Here is an 18,359-nt window from a genome sequence, read left to right as displayed (position 1 = left end):
GTTTGTAGCTTTCCGTTTTCTTACCTTTCCCAACCCGACACAGTCTCTTGCATCTGATTTCTAGTTCGCCCAAATCCAAACGTTTGGTGCTGATCGCCGGTGCGGCGTTGTTGCTGCTGGCCGGCGGCGTGTTTGCTGACTACTGGTCGGCGAAACCGATTGGCACAAAAGCGGACTACGTCGGCCGGTCAGCGTGCATTGATTGCCACCGCGACCAAGCCGCGCTGTTTGTCGGTTCGGATCACGATAAAGCGATGGATTTCGCAACGTCTGAAACGGTGCTCGGCGATTTTGATGATGCAACGTTGGAGCACGATGGCATGGTCAGCCGGATGTTTCGCGATGGCGAACGATTCATGGTTCGAACAGACGGACCATCCGGTGAATTGGAAGACTTTGAAGTCAAGTACGTGTTCGGCGTCGATCCGCTGCAACAGTACATGGTCGAATTCGATCGGACGGCGGACATGCCGGACCACGAAATCGCGCGGGTCCAGGTCTTGCGAATCAGTTGGGACACGGCCAATAAGCGATGGTTTTATCTGCGTCCACCAGACGTCGCCGACAAGCTATTGCCCGATGACCCGCTGCACTGGACCGGCATCGCCCAGCGGTGGCAGACCATGTGCGCGGACTGTCACTCTACCAATTTGAAGCGGAACTTTGATCCCGTCGCCAATCGATACCACACGACGTATTCGGAGATTGACGTCAGCTGTGAATCCTGTCACGGACCGGGCAGCCTGCATGTCGAATTGGCAAACGAGAAGTCGCTGTTCTGGGATCGCATCCATGGATACGGCCTTGCCCGATTGAAGGGACTCGATCCACAACCCCAGTTGCAATCGTGCGCCCCATGTCACAGTCGTCGCGGTTTGCTGGACGACCAATTCAAACCAGGCGATCTGTTCACCGATCACTACAACCTTGAACTGTTGAGGCCCGACACCTATCACGCCGATGGACAAATCAAAGACGAAGTTTATGTGTTTGGATCCTTCATCCAAAGCCGCATGTACCACAAAGGCATTCGCTGTACCGATTGCCATGATCCTCATTCGTTGAAGCTAAAGAAGACCGGTAACGAAACATGTACCTCGTGTCATCAACACGCCGCCGGCAAGTACGACGTGCCGTCTCACCACCATCACGCCGTTGGATCGGCGGGTGCGATGTGCGTCAATTGCCACATGCCGCATACGACGTATATGGAAGTCGACGCGCGGCGCGACCATAGTATTCGAGTGCCGCGACCCGACTTGTCCGTCAAGTTGGGCACGCCCAACGCGTGCAGCCATTGCCACGTTGCCGACCAGCTTGAATCGATCGGTGAACCGCTAAAGAAGACGTTTACGACGAAAGAGTATTCACAGTGGCTAATGGCGGCCGAGCAAGGCAACCAAGTCATTTCCGATGCGATTTCGGCCACGGATAAGTGGTGCGATGAAGCATGCGAAAAATGGTACGGAAACGATCGTAAGCAACCGGTTCATTTCGCCGAACCCATTGTCGCGTTTAGACGCCGTGAAGCGGGATCGTTGGAAGGGATGTTGCGGTTGGCGATGGAGTCAGATGAAACGGCGCCGGCACTCGCGAGAGCCTCGTCGATTGCCGAGTTGGTCGACGCCGGAGCAAGCCAAGTGATTCCGACGGCGAAACAGTTGATCGACGACGCCAGTCAGGCACCGATCGTTCGGGCCGCCGCCGTGGGTGCATTCGCGTTGTCCTCACCGGAGGACGCACGTCGTACTCTGTTGCCGCTGCTGAGCGATCCGTCGCGATTGGTTCGTACCGAGGCCGCTCGGATGCTGGTCGCGTCGGGCGGCTACCAAACGCTAACAGGCGCCGAACAACTTAGGGTCGATCAGTCGCTGAGTGAAGTCGAAGCGTCGTTGATGGAAACATCGGATCGCGCGGGGGCTCACATGGCTTGGGCAATGCTGTGTGAACGGCGTGGTCGAATCGATGAAGCGATCTCCGCCTATGAAACTGCGATTCGGATCGAGCCGAATACGACAGGTCCGCGATCGAACTTTGCATCCCTGCTGGAAAACGTTGCCTCGCAGAATCGTTCGCCCGATGGGCCGGCTATGATGGTTCGGGTGCGAGAACTTCGAACGGCCGAGTTGCCGCTACTACGTCGAGACGCCGGCTTGGCACCCGACAACGCGCCGATTCAATATCGATTGGGATTGTCTTTGTATTTGGCCGGTGAGATGGAAGAAGCACTTGCTCAGATCGAGCGTGCGGTCGCGTTGGCTCCCGAGGTCGCCGAATTTCAACAAGCACGTGACTTGTTGAAAGAAAAGCTAGAACAGGAATGAAAAATGATGCGAAACGCTATCTCGATCTTCGGGTTTCTGTTGTTGTGCGGATTGGATTTCGACGGCCATGTCGCCAACGGTGATCAACCGGTATCTGGGGGCGTTTCGCTGGTCGCGGTGGATTCGTCGACAATCGAACAATTGAAGGTTCGGTTGGGAGACGGGAAGTTCGGCACTTCGGAAATTTCAAGTGTCGACCACGCTGATTTCGACCAATCCTTGCGCGTGCAGTTGACGACACAGCCCGACAACACGTGGGACGCGGCTTTCGGCGTGGCAATCACTTCACCGGTAAAAAAAGATGATGTGTTGCTAGTCGGATTTTGGATGCGAGGCGCCGCGAAGAGTGGTGTGGGCGGAGCGGTTGCTGAATTCGTGTTCGAACGCTTCAGCGAGCCGTACACCAAGAGCGTACAGTTTCTCGCCGAGACACCCGCCGATGGCAGTTGGCGGCAGTACTGGGTCCGATTCAAGAGCCTAGAAAGTTACGACGCTGGCCAAGCAGGCTTGAACTTTCAAATCGGATACCAGCCAGAAACATTAGAAATTGGCGGCATCACGGCAAAAAACTTTGGCGCTGGGTTCGATGCCGACTCGCTTCCCAACACGGAACTGACTTACGCGGGACGGGAGCCCGATGCGTCCTGGCGAACCGAAGCAGCGGAACGAATTGAGCAGTATCGCAAACGCGATATCCGAATGACGCTTCGCGATGATGACGGCAATGCTCGTGCCGGTTCGAAGGCCCAAGTCAAATTGGTTCGACACGCATTCGATTTTGGGACCGCGGTATCGGTACCGATGTTGACGGGCGAGGGTTCGGACAACGACCGATATCGTGAAACATTGAAGGAATACTTCAATGTCGGCACCATCGAAAACGGCTTGAAGTGGCAAAGCTGGGATTCGAATTGGATCAGCCACCAGGCCACGATCGATGCGCTGCATTGGATGAAGCAAGAAAGGTTTCCCGCGCGGGGGCACGTCATGATTTGGCCAGGCGTACGAAACCTGCCCGAGTGGGTTCCGACGATTCTAGATCGCCCCGAAGCGCTGACTCGCGTCCTTGACGGTCACATTCGCGAAATGGGTTTTGTTACCCAGGGGCTGGTACGTGACTGGGATGTCTTGAACGAAGTATTCGACAACGTCGAATTGACCGCGACGTTGGGCGACGAAGCGATGGTGGGATGGTTCAAGACGGCGGACGAAGTCGCCAGTACCGCCGACCTTTACTACAACGATTACGCGGGTCTAGTACGCGGCGGTTTTCCAACGACTCACAAGGCACACTTCGAACAAACCGTTCGCTACTTGATCGATAATGGCGCGCCGATCGACGGGATCGGAATCCAAGGGCACTTCGGTGCTTTGTTGACGCCGCCGGAACGATTGGTCGCCGAACTGGACCACTGGCATTCGCTCGGGTTGAAAGTGTTGATCACCGAGTATGACGTCGAAGTTCCCGGCGAACCTTTGAAGGCCGATTTCACGCGAGACTTTTTGACCGTCTGCTTTTCCCATCCGGCTGTTGCCGGCGTTCTGACGTGGGGTTTCTGGGAAGGGGCACACTGGAAGCCCACCGCGGCTCTCTTTCGCAAGGATTGGACGCCGACAGCGATGGGAGCCGAGTGGATTCGGTTGACAAAGGAAGAATGGACGACGGAAGAATCGTTGGTCGCCGATGGAAACGGGAACGTCCAGTTTCGCGGTTTTATTGGCGAGTATGATGTGACCGTCGATGGAAAAACACGTCGCGTGAACGTCGATCGCGATGGCGTGGTCGAACCGTTGCAGTAGCGGTGCTCTATTTTTTCCACGGCAATCGGCAAACACCCCACTGGCCATGGTTTTCGTCGACGGCAACTTCGATCCAGTCGATCGCATCGGAAAACTGTTCACGTGTTGCTTCCATCACTCGCTCTGCGATCACACGAGCCATTTCTTCCGCCGTTGTGTTGACGACGGGAAGGATGACACAGTCTTCGTTGGGAAACACCCATCGGCGCTGGCGAAACGTCGCCGTCGTTTCTTTGGCGTCGCTAATGATTTTGATTTCCGCGTGGTCACGCGGCAGCACGACGTGGTGATCCAGTGCTTGGGTTTGTTGAAGGACCGCGTCGCGAAGCGCGATGAAGTCCACCACGTAGCGATTTTCGTCCAGCGGACCTTCCACTGACGCGCGGACGCCATAGTTGTGGCCGTGCAGGCGTTCGCAGATATCGCCCGCAAAAGTAATGAAGTGTGCGGCCGAAAACACAAACTGTTCTTTGGTCACATCAACACGGAACGTAGCTTTTGTCACGAAATCAATCTCGAAAAGAGTGGTTGGGGGTTCTTAGCAATACATAGAGTGCCGCCGCGATCAAGTCAGCCGTCGTGCCGGGGTTCAGACGATGGTCGGGGGAACGCAGGTAAGCGTCTAGTTCAGCCATCTCCGGTACCGAATCCAGGCACGTGAGTTTAGACCGCGATTGAACGTCGTTCGCAACATCAACACCACATTTCCGAGCAATCAGCGTATCGACCGATTCGGCAAGCAGTTGCACATGGGCACGGTTGATTCCAGTCAAAAGGTCGCCCTGTCCCATGATCTCGTTTCGGACAACGGGAACAACGTGTTCAAAGAAGTCTCGGAATCCCGAAGCATATTGCAATGCGATTCGATCGCGTTGCTGCGCCGAAATCATCGCTGCTCGCAGATCGACTTGATCGTGTGGTTGATGAACGTCCATCGAATCCACGTTGCCCAGCCCGCCGGCGGACGCCATTGCGATTGCGTCATATACGTTCTGTCCATCCGTGGGATCGAAACCATCAAGCACCGTTTCAAGTGCGGCCAACCAATCGTTCGGTTCTTTCTCGCTGGCCTTAAGCGACTCGTCCGCCGCGACCAGCGGACCAAGCAGCAAGATGATTCCCAAGTTCACGTTGGTCGCGGTCGCTTGCCGAGTTGCCGTCGCCGCCATCAGCATGCGTCGAGTAATCGGAAGCGATGCGTCATTGAACGCAGTGGCAGTGACTTCGGCAGCTTTGACGAAGTCAATGTATTGCAGGTCATCAAAGGGCCGGCCCGGAAAGACGTTGCCAGCTTTGGGAGCGGTTGCTTCCAAAATGCACGCCCATCGAACGGCATCCGATGGTGAATGTATCTGATGACGAATGGTTTCGAAGGGATCAACCATCGGTCGTTTGCGACAAGAAGGTATCGATTGCGTCAAGCGTCTCGTCGGGGGCATCCTCGATAACATAGTGGCCGGCATCCGCGATCTCGACGGATGTCGCACTCGGCCAAACGGACTGGAAACGACGCAGGCACTCCGGACGAAAACACCAATCTTTCATGCCCCACACCAACAATGATGGCATGTCCGCAAGGCCCGGCAGTTCGTTTTCTAAATCGGCAAGTGTCTGGTAGGTCGGGTGACTCGGGTGCATCGGGATGTCTTGCACGAAAGCGTCGATCGCGACTCGATTTTCCCAATTGTTGTAGGGCGCCAACAACCCTTTGGCGACGTCGGGCGTCATCCGATTTCGGTCCATGGCCATGGTGATTGCGGCTCGCGCGAACGCATTTCCGCCGCGTACCGCAGCCTTGCCGATTACTGGGATGCGGCACGCCGCGATCCGCCACGGCAGGTACGGCGGTGGGAATGCGGCGGTATTGAGCAGCATGATTCGTTCGAAGCGACTGTGCCGCTGGACCAACGACGACAATCCGATCGCGCCGCCCCAGTCGTGCGCCAGCAGCGTCACATTTTTCAAATCCAGATGATCGATCAACTTGACCAAGTTGTCTCGGTGGGCCGCCATCGTGTAGGCAAAGTCGTCTCGTGGCGGCTTGTCGCTCCGGCCACAACCCAGATGGTCGACGGCAACGACTCGCATCGAAGGCGAGAATCGGTCGATCACCCGTCGCCAATAGAAACTCCATGTCGGGTTTCCGTGGACGCAAAGGATCGTACGTTCACCGTCTCCTTCATCCAAATAGCGCAGCGTGTGACGGCCGAGGTCAAGCTCGGCGGACGAATAGGGCAAAAGGTCTGCAGCGATCGATTTCATGGCCGCTAGTTTCGCCAATCGGCATGAGTTGCGAAACCCGTCACCAGAGAGCCCGTCCAGGTCGGCAAATCAGGGACGCATGCCGGTGGCGTCGACCGCTTCCGACGATCGTTGGGACCAAAATTCGCGGGCCGTTTTGACTTGTGGAATGTATTGGGTCAGTTCGTCGGGGGGGAGTTTTTTTAGCCGTTCTTCGTATTCGTTCTGCCACAGTTGGAAAAACTGTACCGCTTCCGAGGTCACTCGGCGATGACCATCGAATTCGATGTGCCACGGGGCGCTGGTCGCGAACCTGTAGTGATCATCGAACAACGTCACCACCCGCATGACGACCCATCCACTTTCGCGGACGACCAACGGCGGGATCACTCCACCGGCTCGGGCAAACTCGTCGAGTTTGGCTTTGTAGTGGACTTGTCCATTGTGAACGACTTCCAGGTAGTCGACGGGATCTCGCGTCGACAAGTCAACTTCGGGTTGCAGTTGCAATGCTTCGCCTTGGGTAGCGGTAAAGACGTGGCCTGGGATTTCGCCGCCCAGCATCGGTCGCAGCATCGGGCCGTTTGTCGCGACACTTTGACCGTTCCACGCGGCTCGCCACCAAGCATCTTCGTTCGCAACGGAGTTTCCTTCACGGGCAGTTTCCGCCGAACCGTCGTTGCGATAGCTTCCGATTGGGGCTGTCACGTACAGCCGGTTGTAGCCGACGGGCGATGCACCGCTTTCGTTGCCGCTTCCGGCCATTGGCGGAATCCGAAACCCCGCTTCGAGCGTGTTCCAATAGATTCGTTCAGCCCACCGTCCCACCGCCTGCGTCGTGCCCTTGATCAAGCCGGTCGTTTCACGGCCGTCTTTCACCGACAACACCTTGCGATCCAGACGCAACCAATCGCCCATGACAAAAAGCCCATCGATTCGGTCGCTTGCCAACCAAATAGGCAAAGGCCACGCAAATGGGTTCTCGATCGCAATCTTGATGCTTGGGTCGTATGTGGAAACATCCATTGCTTCACGATTCGTTTCATCTGGTGAATCGGACGAGGCGGGGTCAATGCCATAAAAGACCAATCCGTCGCGGTGCTTTGCATCTTCACGGATCCACATCGGATCGATCGTCGGCGGATCGTCGCGGTCACGTCCTGCGATCGGCTTTGCGTCAACGTGTCCTAGCGCCGCCGCAACGTGCAGGTCCTCGGCAACCATCCGCAGCGGCAAGCTGTACGGCGAGGTTACAACGCAGCAGTCACCGCTGGTCCAGCCCTTGGATTGCATGTCGATCATCCTGGGTAGATCGACGTTGTGGTCGTCCAGGCTTGATCTTTCGAGCGTGAAATTGCCCGTGATGATTCTGTATTCAGGGCCACGGATCATGCGGAAAATGTACGCACCATCGGGCACTGATAGCTCAAGGGCCCGATCCAACACGATTCCCATCCCGGCCGGGACCGTTTTTCGGATCGGCATTGGTTTGTCGGGCTTATCGACTCGCACGATCTCCGCTCGTGTTGTGGTCGGTGCGCCTGAATCTTCGTCGTGAACCGTTAGGTTCAAGATTCCACCGGCCGCGAGGGCATCAGAATTTGAAACTGAAATCATCGCTATCGACAACACTGCAAACAACGGCAAGCTGGCGTACTGCGTCAGATGATTCACGACAATGATCGATGAAATCCTCGTTTGCGTCGATTTGCAAATCCACATGCGTGTATTCTGTTTATCCGTTCTACGATTTTCTTCCACGATCGCCTCGAGCTTTTTAATGCGATTCTATTGTTTGGTTCTGTGTTTGTTGACGTCGTCGAGCGTCGCTATCGCCGCCGACAAGCCTAACATCATCTATATTCTGTCCGATGACATGGGGTTTTCCGATATTGGTTGCTATGGCAGCGAGATACCGACGCCCCACTTGGACTCATTGGCGTCCAAGGGCCTGCGTTTTACCCAGTTTTACAACACGGGTCGGTGTTGTCCCACGCGGGCGAGTTTGATGTCGGGGCTTTATCCTCATCAAGCGGGCGTCGGTCACATGATGGATGACCGAGGGTTCGACGGTTACCGCGGTGAACTCAATCGAAATTGCGTGACGATTGCCGAGGCATTGAAGCCGGCAGGTTATCGGACCTACATGGCCGGCAAATGGCACGTGACAAAGCAAGTTGATCCAAAGACCGAAGCGGACAAGCACAACTGGCCGCTGCAACGTGGGTTTGATCGTTTCTACGGAACGATCCACGGTGCCGGAAGTTTCTTTGATCCCAACACACTGACTCGTGACAACCAATTTGTTTCGCCGCTGACCGATCCCGAGTACACGCCGGATCAGATGGCCAACGGTACGTTCTACTACACCGATGCGATCGCCGATCATGCGTCGCGATTCGTTCGCGAACATCATTACGACAACGGCGATCAACCGTTCTTTATGTACGTCGCTTTCACTGCGGCTCACTGGCCGATGCACGCCCTAGAACATGACATCGCTAAGCACGAAGGTAAGTACGACCAGGGCTACGATTCGATCCGTAACATGCGTTACCAAAAAATGCTTGATCTCGGTCTGATCACAAAGTCCGATACGGTCAATTGGCCGATCCCTGACAACAAAAAAGAATTGACCTATTGGGACTGGGATAAGCGAAACATGGAGGTCTACGCGGCGATGATCGACAACATGGACCAAGGGATCGGACGGTTGATCGAATCACTGAAAGAGACGGGCGAGATCGAGAATACGTTGATCTGTTTCTTCCAAGACAACGGCGGATGCGCCGAAGGTTACGGCCGCGGCGGCATGGGTGGGCCTCGTGCCGCCGCACCGACGATGGCGGTGTTGGCGGATGACTATCTCCAGCCCGATATGACGCCCAAACAGTCTCGTGACGGATTTCCGATGCGAACGGGCAAGGGGGCGATGGCCGGACCTGCGGATACAGCGATCGGTTATGGCGAAGGCTGGGCGACGGTTTCCAACACGCCCTTTCGCGAATACAAGCACTATGTTCACGAAGGGGGAATCGCGACGCCGCTGATCGCGCACTGGCCTGAAGGCATCCGCCGTCACGGTGAATTGGAAAGCACACCAAGCCACTTGATCGATTTGATGGCGACGGCCGTTGATGTTGCCGGCGCAACCTATCCGACCACGTTCCACGGCGGGCAAACGATCAAGCCGATGGAAGGAAAAAGTTTGGTTCCCACGTTCGATGGCAATTCCATTGAGCGCGAGGCGATCTATTGGGAACACGAAGGTAACCGAGCGATTCGCGTCGGCAACGAAAAGCTGGTCGCGAAAGGCAAGAACGGCAAATGGGAACTGTACGACATCTCGGTCGACCGTAGTGAACAAAACGATCTGAGTCTCGAAAAGCCCGAACGCGTTAAAGAGCTCGTGGCCATGTGGATGGCGTATGCTCAGCGAGCAAACGTGCTGCCGCTAAATCCGAAAAACCAGCCCGGCCGAGGCAAGCGTTAACGGAACGACACCACGGTCATGATGGTCGTAAGAACGAAGCGTGCTGCCAATCACTTACGCCAATCGGTGCAGTCGACGGGTGACCCACTCCATCGTCAACATCGTTCCGATCAACCACATCAGAACGGCATTTCGGCGTCGGTTGAAGTCGATGTCTGGTGTCCCTGGCAGAATCGTTGTTTGCGGCTGTGGTTTCAGATTCGAAACCAGAGCCGTAGCGATCGATTCGTCGGTCACGTCATCATTGATTGGCAAGTAGACGCCACCGGTCATGGATGCGAACTGTTCTAGATCAACGTCATTGCGTTTGGGACGCTCCAATTCAATGGTGGGTAATCGAACTTGCACGCTTTGCCGAACGACTTGTTCGTCGAGCGCATCACCAAGCGTCAATCGGATCTCGTAACTGCCAGCTTCGCGGACAACAAAGCGACCACCATAGGTGCCGGCGCGGGGTTCGCCCTTGAGCGGATTCAGGCGCAGATCGTCGATGCGGCCGCTGGGCGCCAGTAGTTTTGCGCGTACTTCGGGAACGTCCAATGGTTCGAATTGTTCATCCGACAAGACGGCGCGAACGGTGATCGTGTCCCCAACCATGGCTCGCGATGTATCAACCATCAAGATACCGCGGTTGCTGTCACGCAGCAGTCGACCCTCGCTGACCCAACGGACCAGCTTGGTATAGAAACTGTCAAAGTACGCGTCGCTTTCGCCTCGCAGTCGCCACATCTCGCCACTGCCCTGAAAGAAAATCCGTCCGGCACCGTAGAACTGTGACGCCTGATAGACGGGTAAGGAGCCCGCGATTTCGGTCGTCGGATCGCTGAAGTAGCTATAGACTTTCGCACCCGGTTTGGCGCTCTTTGCATCGACGTAATCATATACGCCATCGAAGTCATCCCAGACATCGAAGCTGTCTTCGGGAGCCTCGGCGATCCACAGGAATTCTGCACGACGCGCCTCGGGAGTGAATTTAGGCGGCCACGCCGTCTCGCCGCCCTGACGGCCTCCCGACAACAGTGGTGATTGCGTCGACAGATTGACAGGAAAGAATCCGCGAATCCGAGCGACTCTCGGGTCCGTTTGGCGACGAATCCATTGCGGGTGATAGACCGGTCCGGCGACAAGAATCATGCCGCCGGCTTGTTGGGATATCCATCGATCAAGCAGTTCCAAATCTTCCGCCGAAAGGCTATTCCAATTCGGATCGAACATGGCGATCGCGTCGTATTCGAATAGCTCCTCCGCCGTTTCCGGAAACGTGGTTAGCAACCGATCGGCATCTTGACTGATCCCGGGTTGTCCGGTCTGTAACCATGCATCGATTTCGACCGACTTATCGCGGTAAAGCAAATTTCGAACGAACCGGTACTCGCGAGTCGGGCCACCGGCGATCGCCAGCACGCGCAATTTGCGAGAGACCACTTCGTAGCGGGCGTCGCGCAAATCATCACGATCGTTTTGATCTTCGGCTGGTGCAATGACTCGGATCGCCAGTCGACGTCGGCCGACGGATTCCGGCTCAAGTTCAAAACGAATCCCCGTCAGTGTGCCGTCGTTGTTGACTTGGACGGTTTGTGAGTCGACGACATCACCGGGCGGTTTAATCTTTCCATCCGCTTGTCGCGAATCGTCTTGCCCGTTCTCGGTCGACGTATTGTCCAGGCCGTCGAGCAACTGCACCTCGACTTCCAATGGCTTCGATCCGCTCGCCTGCAGCACGGCCGTGATCGCAAATTTGTCACCCGGATAGACGCGTCGGGGTGCATCCAAGTCGACGACGCGAATGTTCGTTGGCGCATCGCTGCTGCCCAAGCCGACCGGATAAACAGCGACTTCGCTGCGCCGCGCCGACGCTACGGCCGTCCCCATATCGCTGCCGCCGTTGGCTTGCCCGTCTGAAACCAGGACGATCCCGGCCAAAGTCGACGGATCATGGTCGGCCAGCACGCCGCGAATCGCGTCGCCGATATGTGTTTGCGGCGCCGACGCGGCGATGGCATCGTTCCAATCGATCACTCGAATCGGCTGGTCGGGCTCCGGTTGGGGATCTGTTTTGTCGTCTGGATCATCTGGCGTGGGAGCGTCGATTCCCATCAATTGCGTCAATGTTTGTTCGGTGCGGACGCAGTAGGTGGTCCCCAGCGTGATGATCCCGGGTATCAAGCAAACTGCACTGGACAGCACCCACGGACCGACGGACGCACCACGTCCCGCGGCGCCGATCAACAATGACAAGACCGCAAAAACCGCTCCGATTGCAATCAACAGCGAACCTACCATTGCCGGTTTAGAAAGGTCTGTGTTGTTGGCTTCGACGGAGTTTTCGGGTTCACGATCGGTACCGATGCCCAGGGACTGAATCAGCCGCGGTTGTGAATCGTCGCCAAAGCCGTAAACGGAAACGCGGTGCTCTTTGGAAAGAGAATCCAGCACATCGGTTTGCTTCAGCAATTGTTCGACGCGTTCGGATCGGCTTTGAGTGCTAATTGCGGAGCCCGATGGCAACGACATGCTTTGGCTGGTGTCGACCAGAACGGCAACCTCGCTGGGACGCGTCACCATTCGTTGTGCGCGACGTTGTAGGTCGAAGAAAAAGAAAACCAACGCGATGACCGTTGCGACTCGCAGTCCGACCAGCACGGCGCGAATGGGTACCGAGAGTTCGGCAACGTCGCGGCGGTAATACCGAATGCAAGCCCATAACGCGGTCGCCAAAGCAGCGACCAACAAGGCCCAAACCCACCAACCTTCCAACGAGTTGGCTCGCACAAATTCATAAACGATTTGACTTGTATCGGTTCCGTTCATGATTGGCCTCCCAGTGTCGAGGCGGCTGGCATCTGTGATTTTGCCAGCGCCTTGGCTCCGGTCGGTTTGACGTGGTAGCTGGCCCAGTAGGCGAGCGTCTGTTCGGCAGCCAAAATGGCAACGAGCAGCGACAAGAGTAACAATGTGATGGTCGAACTGCCTGCCGTTTGGTTCTGCTCGCTCCAATCGCTGCTGGTCACGAATTGCAGCTCAAGCGGTAGAAACTGTTGAGCAACTTCGGCGGGATCGGCGCGATCGAGTTCGCCTTCGCCGGCGTGAATTACCGAAGCAACGGGAACGACTTCGGTTCGCCCATCGGATCGTACCAGTACCCACTCGGAAATTCCGGGGCGGAGAATTTCGTCGACGTTGTCCTGTCCTTCGATCACCATTTCGCTGGGATTGAGGCCGAACGTGATGACAGAAGACTCGGCGGTAGCTTTTTCGGTCTGTTCCGTGGCCGTGATCTCCATCGGCACGCGCGGCGGTTCGTTGACGGCGGGAACATACGAGGCTTCGGGGGCATAGTCACGAGCGGACAATCGTTTGTCGATCGGATCGTCGATCATACGGTGCGTCGGCGGGGCAGCACCGCTCCACAGCATCGCGTTGGATTGCAAAAGGAAGACCACAAAGGTCGGATCACCCGGCCAATTCGTCCACGATCCATCCAGTCCGGTGAGCGCCGTGATCACGCGCCCCCGTCCTACATCGTGAAGCGTTACCAAGGGCAAGCCGTCGCGGCGAGTCAGCACGGTTTGAACCCGCGGCCTATCAACATCGAGTTCGTTCTGTAGCGGTGCCGTTTCGAGTTGCCACGATTGCGACAACCCAACCAGTGCCAGGGCGCTTTCGCCGACCGCTTGAAGAGGCGACAGCAGCGTCGATGCCGATTCGCCCAGCCCGACGTCGGACTGCGAATCGGATCCCGGCGGCAATGGAAGTGATGATCCAAGCGGAGCAGGCAGCAACGCACGATCCTGTCCCAATAGGACTCGGTTGTACGTCTCGCGGTCGATCGAACCACCCAGGAACCACGCCAGACCTCCACCACGGCGTACATATTTCGATAGCGAGTCGGCCGCGTTCTCGCCGATTTCGTCAACGTCCACCAAATAAATGGCACGATAGGGTGCGAGGGTTTCTAGCGTTGCCGAACGCAAATACGATGGCGGCTGAATGTCGGGGATTGCGCCGATGCGCACTTGGCTTCCAGGATTCAATACCGACGCGATGTGATAGGCACCGCGACGGTCGGTATCACCGTCGATCACCAGAACCTTTTCAACATCCGAAAGGGGCAGCGTGCATGAACGAACGTTGTCGATCGCAAGAGAATCGTCGGGCAACTTGGCTTCGATCGCGTGGGTGCCCGTTTGAGTGACGAAGACCTGAAAACTCTTGGTGGTCTCTTCGCCTGCTGCTAACGATTCGATCACGATCGATGGCATCGACTCAACTTCGCCGCTGAATTGACGCGTCGGATCGGTCATCACGACATCGGATGAATAGCGGATGACGCGGGTGGTCAGCGGAACGTTTTTGACCGGCGACGCGGAATAGTTTTTCACTTTCACTCGAACAACGACCGGAACGCCGGCGACCCACACGTCCTGTGCGGGCGAAATATCGGTGATCGCCAAGTTGGGTGCCGGTGGCGCAGCGCAGTCGATCATGCGTATCGAGACGTCGCCGTCCAGCTTCCGCATCGCTGCGGCCAAGCGTTCGGAATTGCCCCAATCGCGTTGGCGAAAATCACTTGCGATATACAAGTACTTGGCATCGGCCGGTGTCGCGTTGGTCAACTCGGTGACTTGGTCGAGTGCAGGAACCAGATCGGTCCGAATCGATGAGGGACCCGTCGCCATGATTCGGCTGATCAAGCGAACGTCGCTGGTAATCGTTTGCGCCGAAAGATCGGCCGCGACGTCGGCTGACTCGCTGCCGCTGCGAGTCAGCATGGCGGCGCGGCTTGCTCGGATGACCGTTAACTGGTGGATGCCGTCGTCCGTTGCCAATCGACGCGTCAAGTCCTGGAGTGCTCCCAATGATCTCGCGTATGCGCTCGCGTTGGCTTCGCCCGCCTCCAACGTCCCATTTGTATTGACGCTGGCATCGCCCATGGAATAGCTGTCATCAAGGACGACCACATGATGTGTCGTCGCCGAACCTAGAATACCGAACGTGCGCCCGCCGCCGGTCCAACCGCACAGCATCGCGATCAACAGGGCAGCGGCAGCCAAACGTGAAAGCAATAGCAGCAGCTGACGTAAACGAATCCATTTTTTCTGCTTGCGATAACTGGCCAGCAAAAAATCCATTGCTGCCCACGCTTGTCGGCGATGCCGAAGCATGTTGATCAAGTGGACCAACAGCGGCACCACGACGAACAAAAAACCGATCGTGAGGGCTGGAAAAAGGAACAAGGAAATTGGTTTCAGTTGGCAGGTTGAAGCGGACGGATTTGATTCAAAGCTCGGCTAACGTTTCAGCTTGGGCAGCGAGTTTCGGGCGGCTAGAAACTTCGCTAGAACGGCATCGAGTGGTTCGCTGGTTCGAACCTGGACATAGTCGATCGACAACCGACCGCACGCTTTCTTGGTTTGGTCCAAGAACTGGTTCAGAGCTTCGATGTATCCATCACGCAAAGCACGGGGGTTGCAGTTGAGGAAGTCTTCGCCTTCAAGGCCCTCAAAGCGGGTCGAGCCGTTGAACTCGAAATCCATTTCGTCATCATGCAAGACGTGGAACAGGACGACGTCATGGCCTCGGCGGCGAAGCACCTGTAACCCTTCTCGCAGGTCATCCACGCCCAGCAAATCAGAAATCACCACAACCACGCCACGTTTGGGAATGCCCTGGGCGATCTGCTTGGCAACTTTGGGTAGATCCGTTCGACCGTCGGCACCAACGGTGTCCAGCAGGGTCAAGATGCGAGTGAGTTGTTGTTGGTTGCTCTTCGCCTGAACGCTGGCACGCATTTCGGTGTCAAACGTGACCAGTCCAACGGCATCTTTTTGTCGAAGGGCAAGGTAGGCAAGGGACGCGGCGATCGAAGCGGAGTAGTCGAACTTGTTCGAGTCGCCGTTTCCGTATGCCATCGAAGCGCTGCGATCGACCATCAAGGTAAGGCGAAGGTTTGTTTCTTCTTCGTACTGCTTGATGTGCAGTTTGTCCTGCCGCGCGTACACCTTCCAATCGATATGACGAATCTCGTCACCGGCGGTGTAATTACGGTGTTGTAGAAATTCGATCGACTGTCCGAAATAGGGGCTGCGGTGCATCCCCGACAAGAAACCTTCGACCACACGTCGGGCCGTTAATTCCAATCGGCGGATGCGACCGGTAACCTCAGGACGCAAATATCTTTTGGAATCGGGCATCGCGTGAAAGCTCGTCTTCGGTCGTTGGCGTGGCTGCGATGATGCGTTCGATCAGATCATCGCTTGAGATTCCGTCACTTTCGGCGGCAAAGTTGACCACCACGCGGTGACGTAAAACCGCTTTGGCGAGAGCTTGAATGTCTTCGACTTGGACGTGGAAACGACCTTCCAAAAGCGCCCGCGCCTTTCCGCCCAAAATCAGAAACTGGACCGCACGCGGACCCGCGCCCCATCCGACCAGATCGTTGACGAAATCAGGCACACCGTCCGAGCCGACCCGTGTCTGGCGAACCAACGACAACGCGTATCGGACGACGTGATCACTGATCGGGACTTGGCGAACCAATTGTTGTAGACGCAGAATCTCTTCGGCAGCCAATACGGGTTCGACGACGCCAGTTTGAGTACCCGTTGTGCGACGCGCAACCTCGAATTCTTCGTCGAAGCTTGGATATTCGACGAAGACCTTGAACATGAATCGGTCTTGCTGGGCTTCGGGCAGCGGATAGGTGCCTTCCTGCTCGATCGGATTTTGCGTCGCTAACACAAAGAACGGATCCGACAATACGTGACGATTGCGACCGACGGTGACTTGCCGTTCTTGCATCGCTTCAAGCAGAGCGGCCTGGGTTTTTGGGGGTGTCCGGTTGATCTCGTCGGCAAGGACAACGTTGGCAAACAAAGGGCCCTGCATGAACCGAAATTCGCGGTGACCCGTCGATTTGTCTTCTTCGATGATCTCGGTACCGGTGACGTCCGCGGGCATCAAGTCAGGCGTGAATTGAATGCGGCTGAACGAAAGATCAAGCGTTTTCGCCAACGTGCTGATCATCAACGTCTTGGCAAGGCCTGGTACGCCTTCAAGCATCACGTGGCCGCGGCTGAACAAGCAGATCAGAATTTCGTCGATGACGTGTTCTTGACCGACAATGACTTTTCCGAGTTGTTCCAGAATCCGTCTACGGGCTTCGTGCAAACGCGAAGCATCGGCCTCGCTGAGCATTTCTCCGTTCGCGGCGGCATCATGGGACATGCATTCTCTTTCAATGGTGAATCAATCATGTGGGTGGCCCGACGCCTAATTCTACGATGCCGCCCAGGCTCCGCAAAGGAGTACGGCCCGCCGTGACGGGGTGGCGGCGACAACCGGAATCTCAATTGAACGGCATGCCAATTCTACCCAGCCCACCAAAGTCAATGTTCGCGAGTCGGGATGCCGACACTCGACAGCCAAAAACTAACGCAATAGCGTCCGTTTTAGGCGCCCAAAGCGTTTTGGCTTCCGCCGTTGGACGATCCATTCGAATCGAACCGGTATCCGATATTTGAGTGCTTGGACTCACCAATTCCGATGGCTGGCAAGCTCATAAGTCCATGCCGTCGGGAATCGGTGCCTGGAAACTCATGAGTTGGTTGGTTTTGGGGTGCGTCAGGGAAAGACTTGATGCGTGCAAACAGAGTCGCCCGATCGGATTCGACGTGGCCCCGTACTTGGCGTCGCCAGCAATGGGGTGCCCAATGGCGGACATTTGCGCGCGGATCTGGTTCTTCTTGCCGGTCTTCAGTCGGACCAAAACCAACGTAAGAGCGTCACGTGATTTGAGCGTTTCGAAGGAAAGCGTTGCTTCGATGGCTTCGCGACTTGGTGTTTCACCGGCGTGGACAACAAGACGTTCGTCCTCGGTCAGGAAATGAGTCAGAGTCGCTTGCGGCGGATCGGGAATTCCTTCGACGACGGCGTGGTACAGCTTGCTTGAAGCACCCCACTTGGCTTTGATCTGTTTTTGCGCCGCCTCGGTCTTGGCCAGCAGCAGGACTCCCGACGTGAAGAGATCCAGACGTTGAACGATATAGCATCGCTGACGTTCTGGGCGGAGAGCTTCATTGACGATCGATTCGACGGTCCGCTTCTTTTCCCGCTTGTTACCAACGGTCAGCAAGCCGTTCGGTTTATTGATCACCAATAGCGTCGCATCTTCGAACAGCACGTCGAACGGAAACGAGCGTTTGGCGGTTGCCCGTTCGTCGCGAATTTCGACGGTATCGCGTGGGCCAACTTGAATATCGTGCTGTGTGACCGATTCCTCGTTCACATGAACCAAACCGCTGCGCAGCAGTTCTTTCACTCGTGTGCGTTTGGTGTCGCTCAGTGTGGAACAGAGATAAAGAAGCAAACCCGTTGGCTGGGGCGGGCTGGTCAACGTTCGATTGGCCATCGCAAACTCAGCTAGTCTCGAACCCATTTGCAACACGCAAGCTTGTCGCCTTTCGTGCCGGTTGGGCAAGACAAATCCGCCGCTCAACGTA

Annotated in this window: 12 protein-coding genes; 3 read left to right on the top strand and 9 right to left on the bottom strand. The window is 56.3% G+C overall.

Going from position 1 to position 18,359, the window contains the following annotated elements:
• The first annotated feature begins 47 nt into the window (after positions 1-47).
• Together Poly51_RS24900 and Poly51_RS24895 are read left to right on the top strand one after the other, a co-directional pair.
• On the top strand, positions 48-2,324 hold the full coding sequence (locus Poly51_RS24900; RefSeq protein WP_315853686.1) for a tetratricopeptide repeat protein: 2,277 nt from the start codon (positions 48-50) through the stop codon (positions 2,322-2,324).
• A gap of 3 nt (positions 2,325-2,327) precedes the next feature.
• Complete coding sequence (locus tag Poly51_RS24895; protein WP_146461187.1) at positions 2,328-4,124, top strand: endo-1,4-beta-xylanase; 1,797 nt, start codon at positions 2,328-2,330, stop codon at positions 4,122-4,124.
• A gap of 7 nt (positions 4,125-4,131) precedes the next feature.
• Here Poly51_RS24895 and Poly51_RS24890 read toward each other — a convergent pair whose 3' ends face one another.
• From Poly51_RS24890 to Poly51_RS24875, 4 genes are all read right to left on the bottom strand, one after another.
• Positions 4,132-4,629 carry a 6-pyruvoyl trahydropterin synthase family protein gene (locus Poly51_RS24890; RefSeq protein ID WP_146461185.1) on the bottom strand — a complete coding sequence of 166 codons (498 nt, stop codon included), beginning with the start codon at positions 4,627-4,629 and terminating at the stop codon, positions 4,132-4,134.
• 4 nt (positions 4,630-4,633) lie between these two features.
• On the bottom strand, positions 4,634-5,509 hold the full coding sequence (locus Poly51_RS24885) for a triphosphoribosyl-dephospho-CoA synthase (protein WP_146461183.1): 876 nt from the start codon (positions 5,507-5,509) through the stop codon (positions 4,634-4,636).
• Positions 5,502-6,386 carry an alpha/beta fold hydrolase gene (locus tag Poly51_RS24880; protein WP_146461181.1) on the bottom strand — a complete coding sequence of 295 codons (885 nt, stop codon included), beginning with the start codon at positions 6,384-6,386 and terminating at the stop codon, positions 5,502-5,504. The genes Poly51_RS24885 and Poly51_RS24880 overlap by 8 nt, the downstream gene beginning before the upstream one ends.
• A 69-nt stretch (positions 6,387-6,455) precedes the next feature.
• The gene (locus Poly51_RS24875) at positions 6,456-8,039 is read right to left on the bottom strand and encodes a hypothetical protein (protein WP_146461179.1); all 1,584 of its coding nucleotides are present in this window, start codon (positions 8,037-8,039) and stop codon (positions 6,456-6,458) included.
• Between the two features lie 106 nt (positions 8,040-8,145).
• Here Poly51_RS24875 and Poly51_RS24870 point away from each other — a divergent pair, with 106 nt between their 5' ends.
• Entirely contained in the window at positions 8,146-9,858 is a 1,713-nt protein-coding gene (locus Poly51_RS24870) for an arylsulfatase (protein WP_146461176.1), read from the top strand.
• 54 nt (positions 9,859-9,912) lie between these two features.
• Here the strand turns inward: Poly51_RS24870 and Poly51_RS24865 are convergent, their stop codons facing one another.
• From Poly51_RS24865 to Poly51_RS24845, 5 genes are all read right to left on the bottom strand, one after another.
• On the bottom strand, positions 9,913-12,669 hold the full coding sequence (locus tag Poly51_RS24865) for a VWA domain-containing protein (RefSeq protein WP_146461174.1): 2,757 nt from the start codon (positions 12,667-12,669) through the stop codon (positions 9,913-9,915).
• Positions 12,666-15,095, bottom strand: coding sequence for a BatA domain-containing protein (locus Poly51_RS24860; protein WP_186775791.1), 2,430 nt, complete (start codon positions 15,093-15,095; stop codon positions 12,666-12,668). Before Poly51_RS24860 ends, Poly51_RS24865 begins: the two co-directional genes overlap by 4 nt.
• A gap of 54 nt (positions 15,096-15,149) precedes the next feature.
• Positions 15,150-16,031 carry a DUF58 domain-containing protein gene (locus Poly51_RS24855; RefSeq protein WP_146461678.1) on the bottom strand — a complete coding sequence of 294 codons (882 nt, stop codon included), beginning with the start codon at positions 16,029-16,031 and terminating at the stop codon, positions 15,150-15,152.
• Complete coding sequence (locus Poly51_RS24850; RefSeq protein WP_146461170.1) at positions 16,021-17,085, bottom strand: AAA family ATPase; 1,065 nt, start codon at positions 17,083-17,085, stop codon at positions 16,021-16,023. Before Poly51_RS24850 ends, Poly51_RS24855 begins: the two co-directional genes overlap by 11 nt.
• A 331-nt stretch (positions 17,086-17,416) precedes the next feature.
• A complete protein-coding gene (locus Poly51_RS24845; RefSeq protein WP_186775790.1) occupies positions 17,417-18,268 on the bottom strand; it encodes an RluA family pseudouridine synthase in 852 nt (283 codons plus the stop codon).
• Between the last annotated feature and the right edge of the window lie 91 nt (positions 18,269-18,359).

Origin of the sequence: Rubripirellula tenax, assembly GCF_007860125.1 — a bacterium.
In the GTDB taxonomy this organism is placed as follows: Bacteria; Planctomycetota; Planctomycetia; order Pirellulales; family Pirellulaceae; genus Rubripirellula; species Rubripirellula tenax.
The sequence above is the reverse complement of the archived record's forward strand: the minus strand, read 5'-3'. Positions and strand labels throughout refer to the sequence as shown.

Bases quoted from the DNA above. Each gene is read 5' to 3' on its own strand.
- Poly51_RS24895 (WP_146461187.1), top strand. From the start codon at position 2,328: ATGATGCGAAACGCTATCTCGATCTTCGGGTTTCTGTTGTTGTGCGGA.
- Poly51_RS24885 (WP_146461183.1), bottom strand. From the start codon at position 5,509: ATGGTTGATCCCTTCGAAACCATTCGTCATCAGATACATTCACCATCG.
- Poly51_RS24880 (WP_146461181.1), bottom strand. From the start codon at position 6,386: ATGAAATCGATCGCTGCAGACCTTTTGCCCTATTCGTCCGCCGAGCTT.
- Poly51_RS24870 (WP_146461176.1), top strand. From the start codon at position 8,146: ATGCGATTCTATTGTTTGGTTCTGTGTTTGTTGACGTCGTCGAGCGTC.
- Poly51_RS24865 (WP_146461174.1), bottom strand. From the start codon at position 12,669: ATGAACGGAACCGATACAAGTCAAATCGTTTATGAATTTGTGCGAGCC.
- Poly51_RS24850 (WP_146461170.1), bottom strand. From the start codon at position 17,085: ATGTCCCATGATGCCGCCGCGAACGGAGAAATGCTCAGCGAGGCCGAT.
- Poly51_RS24845 (WP_186775790.1), bottom strand. From the start codon at position 18,268: ATGGCCAATCGAACGTTGACCAGCCCGCCCCAGCCAACGGGTTTGCTT.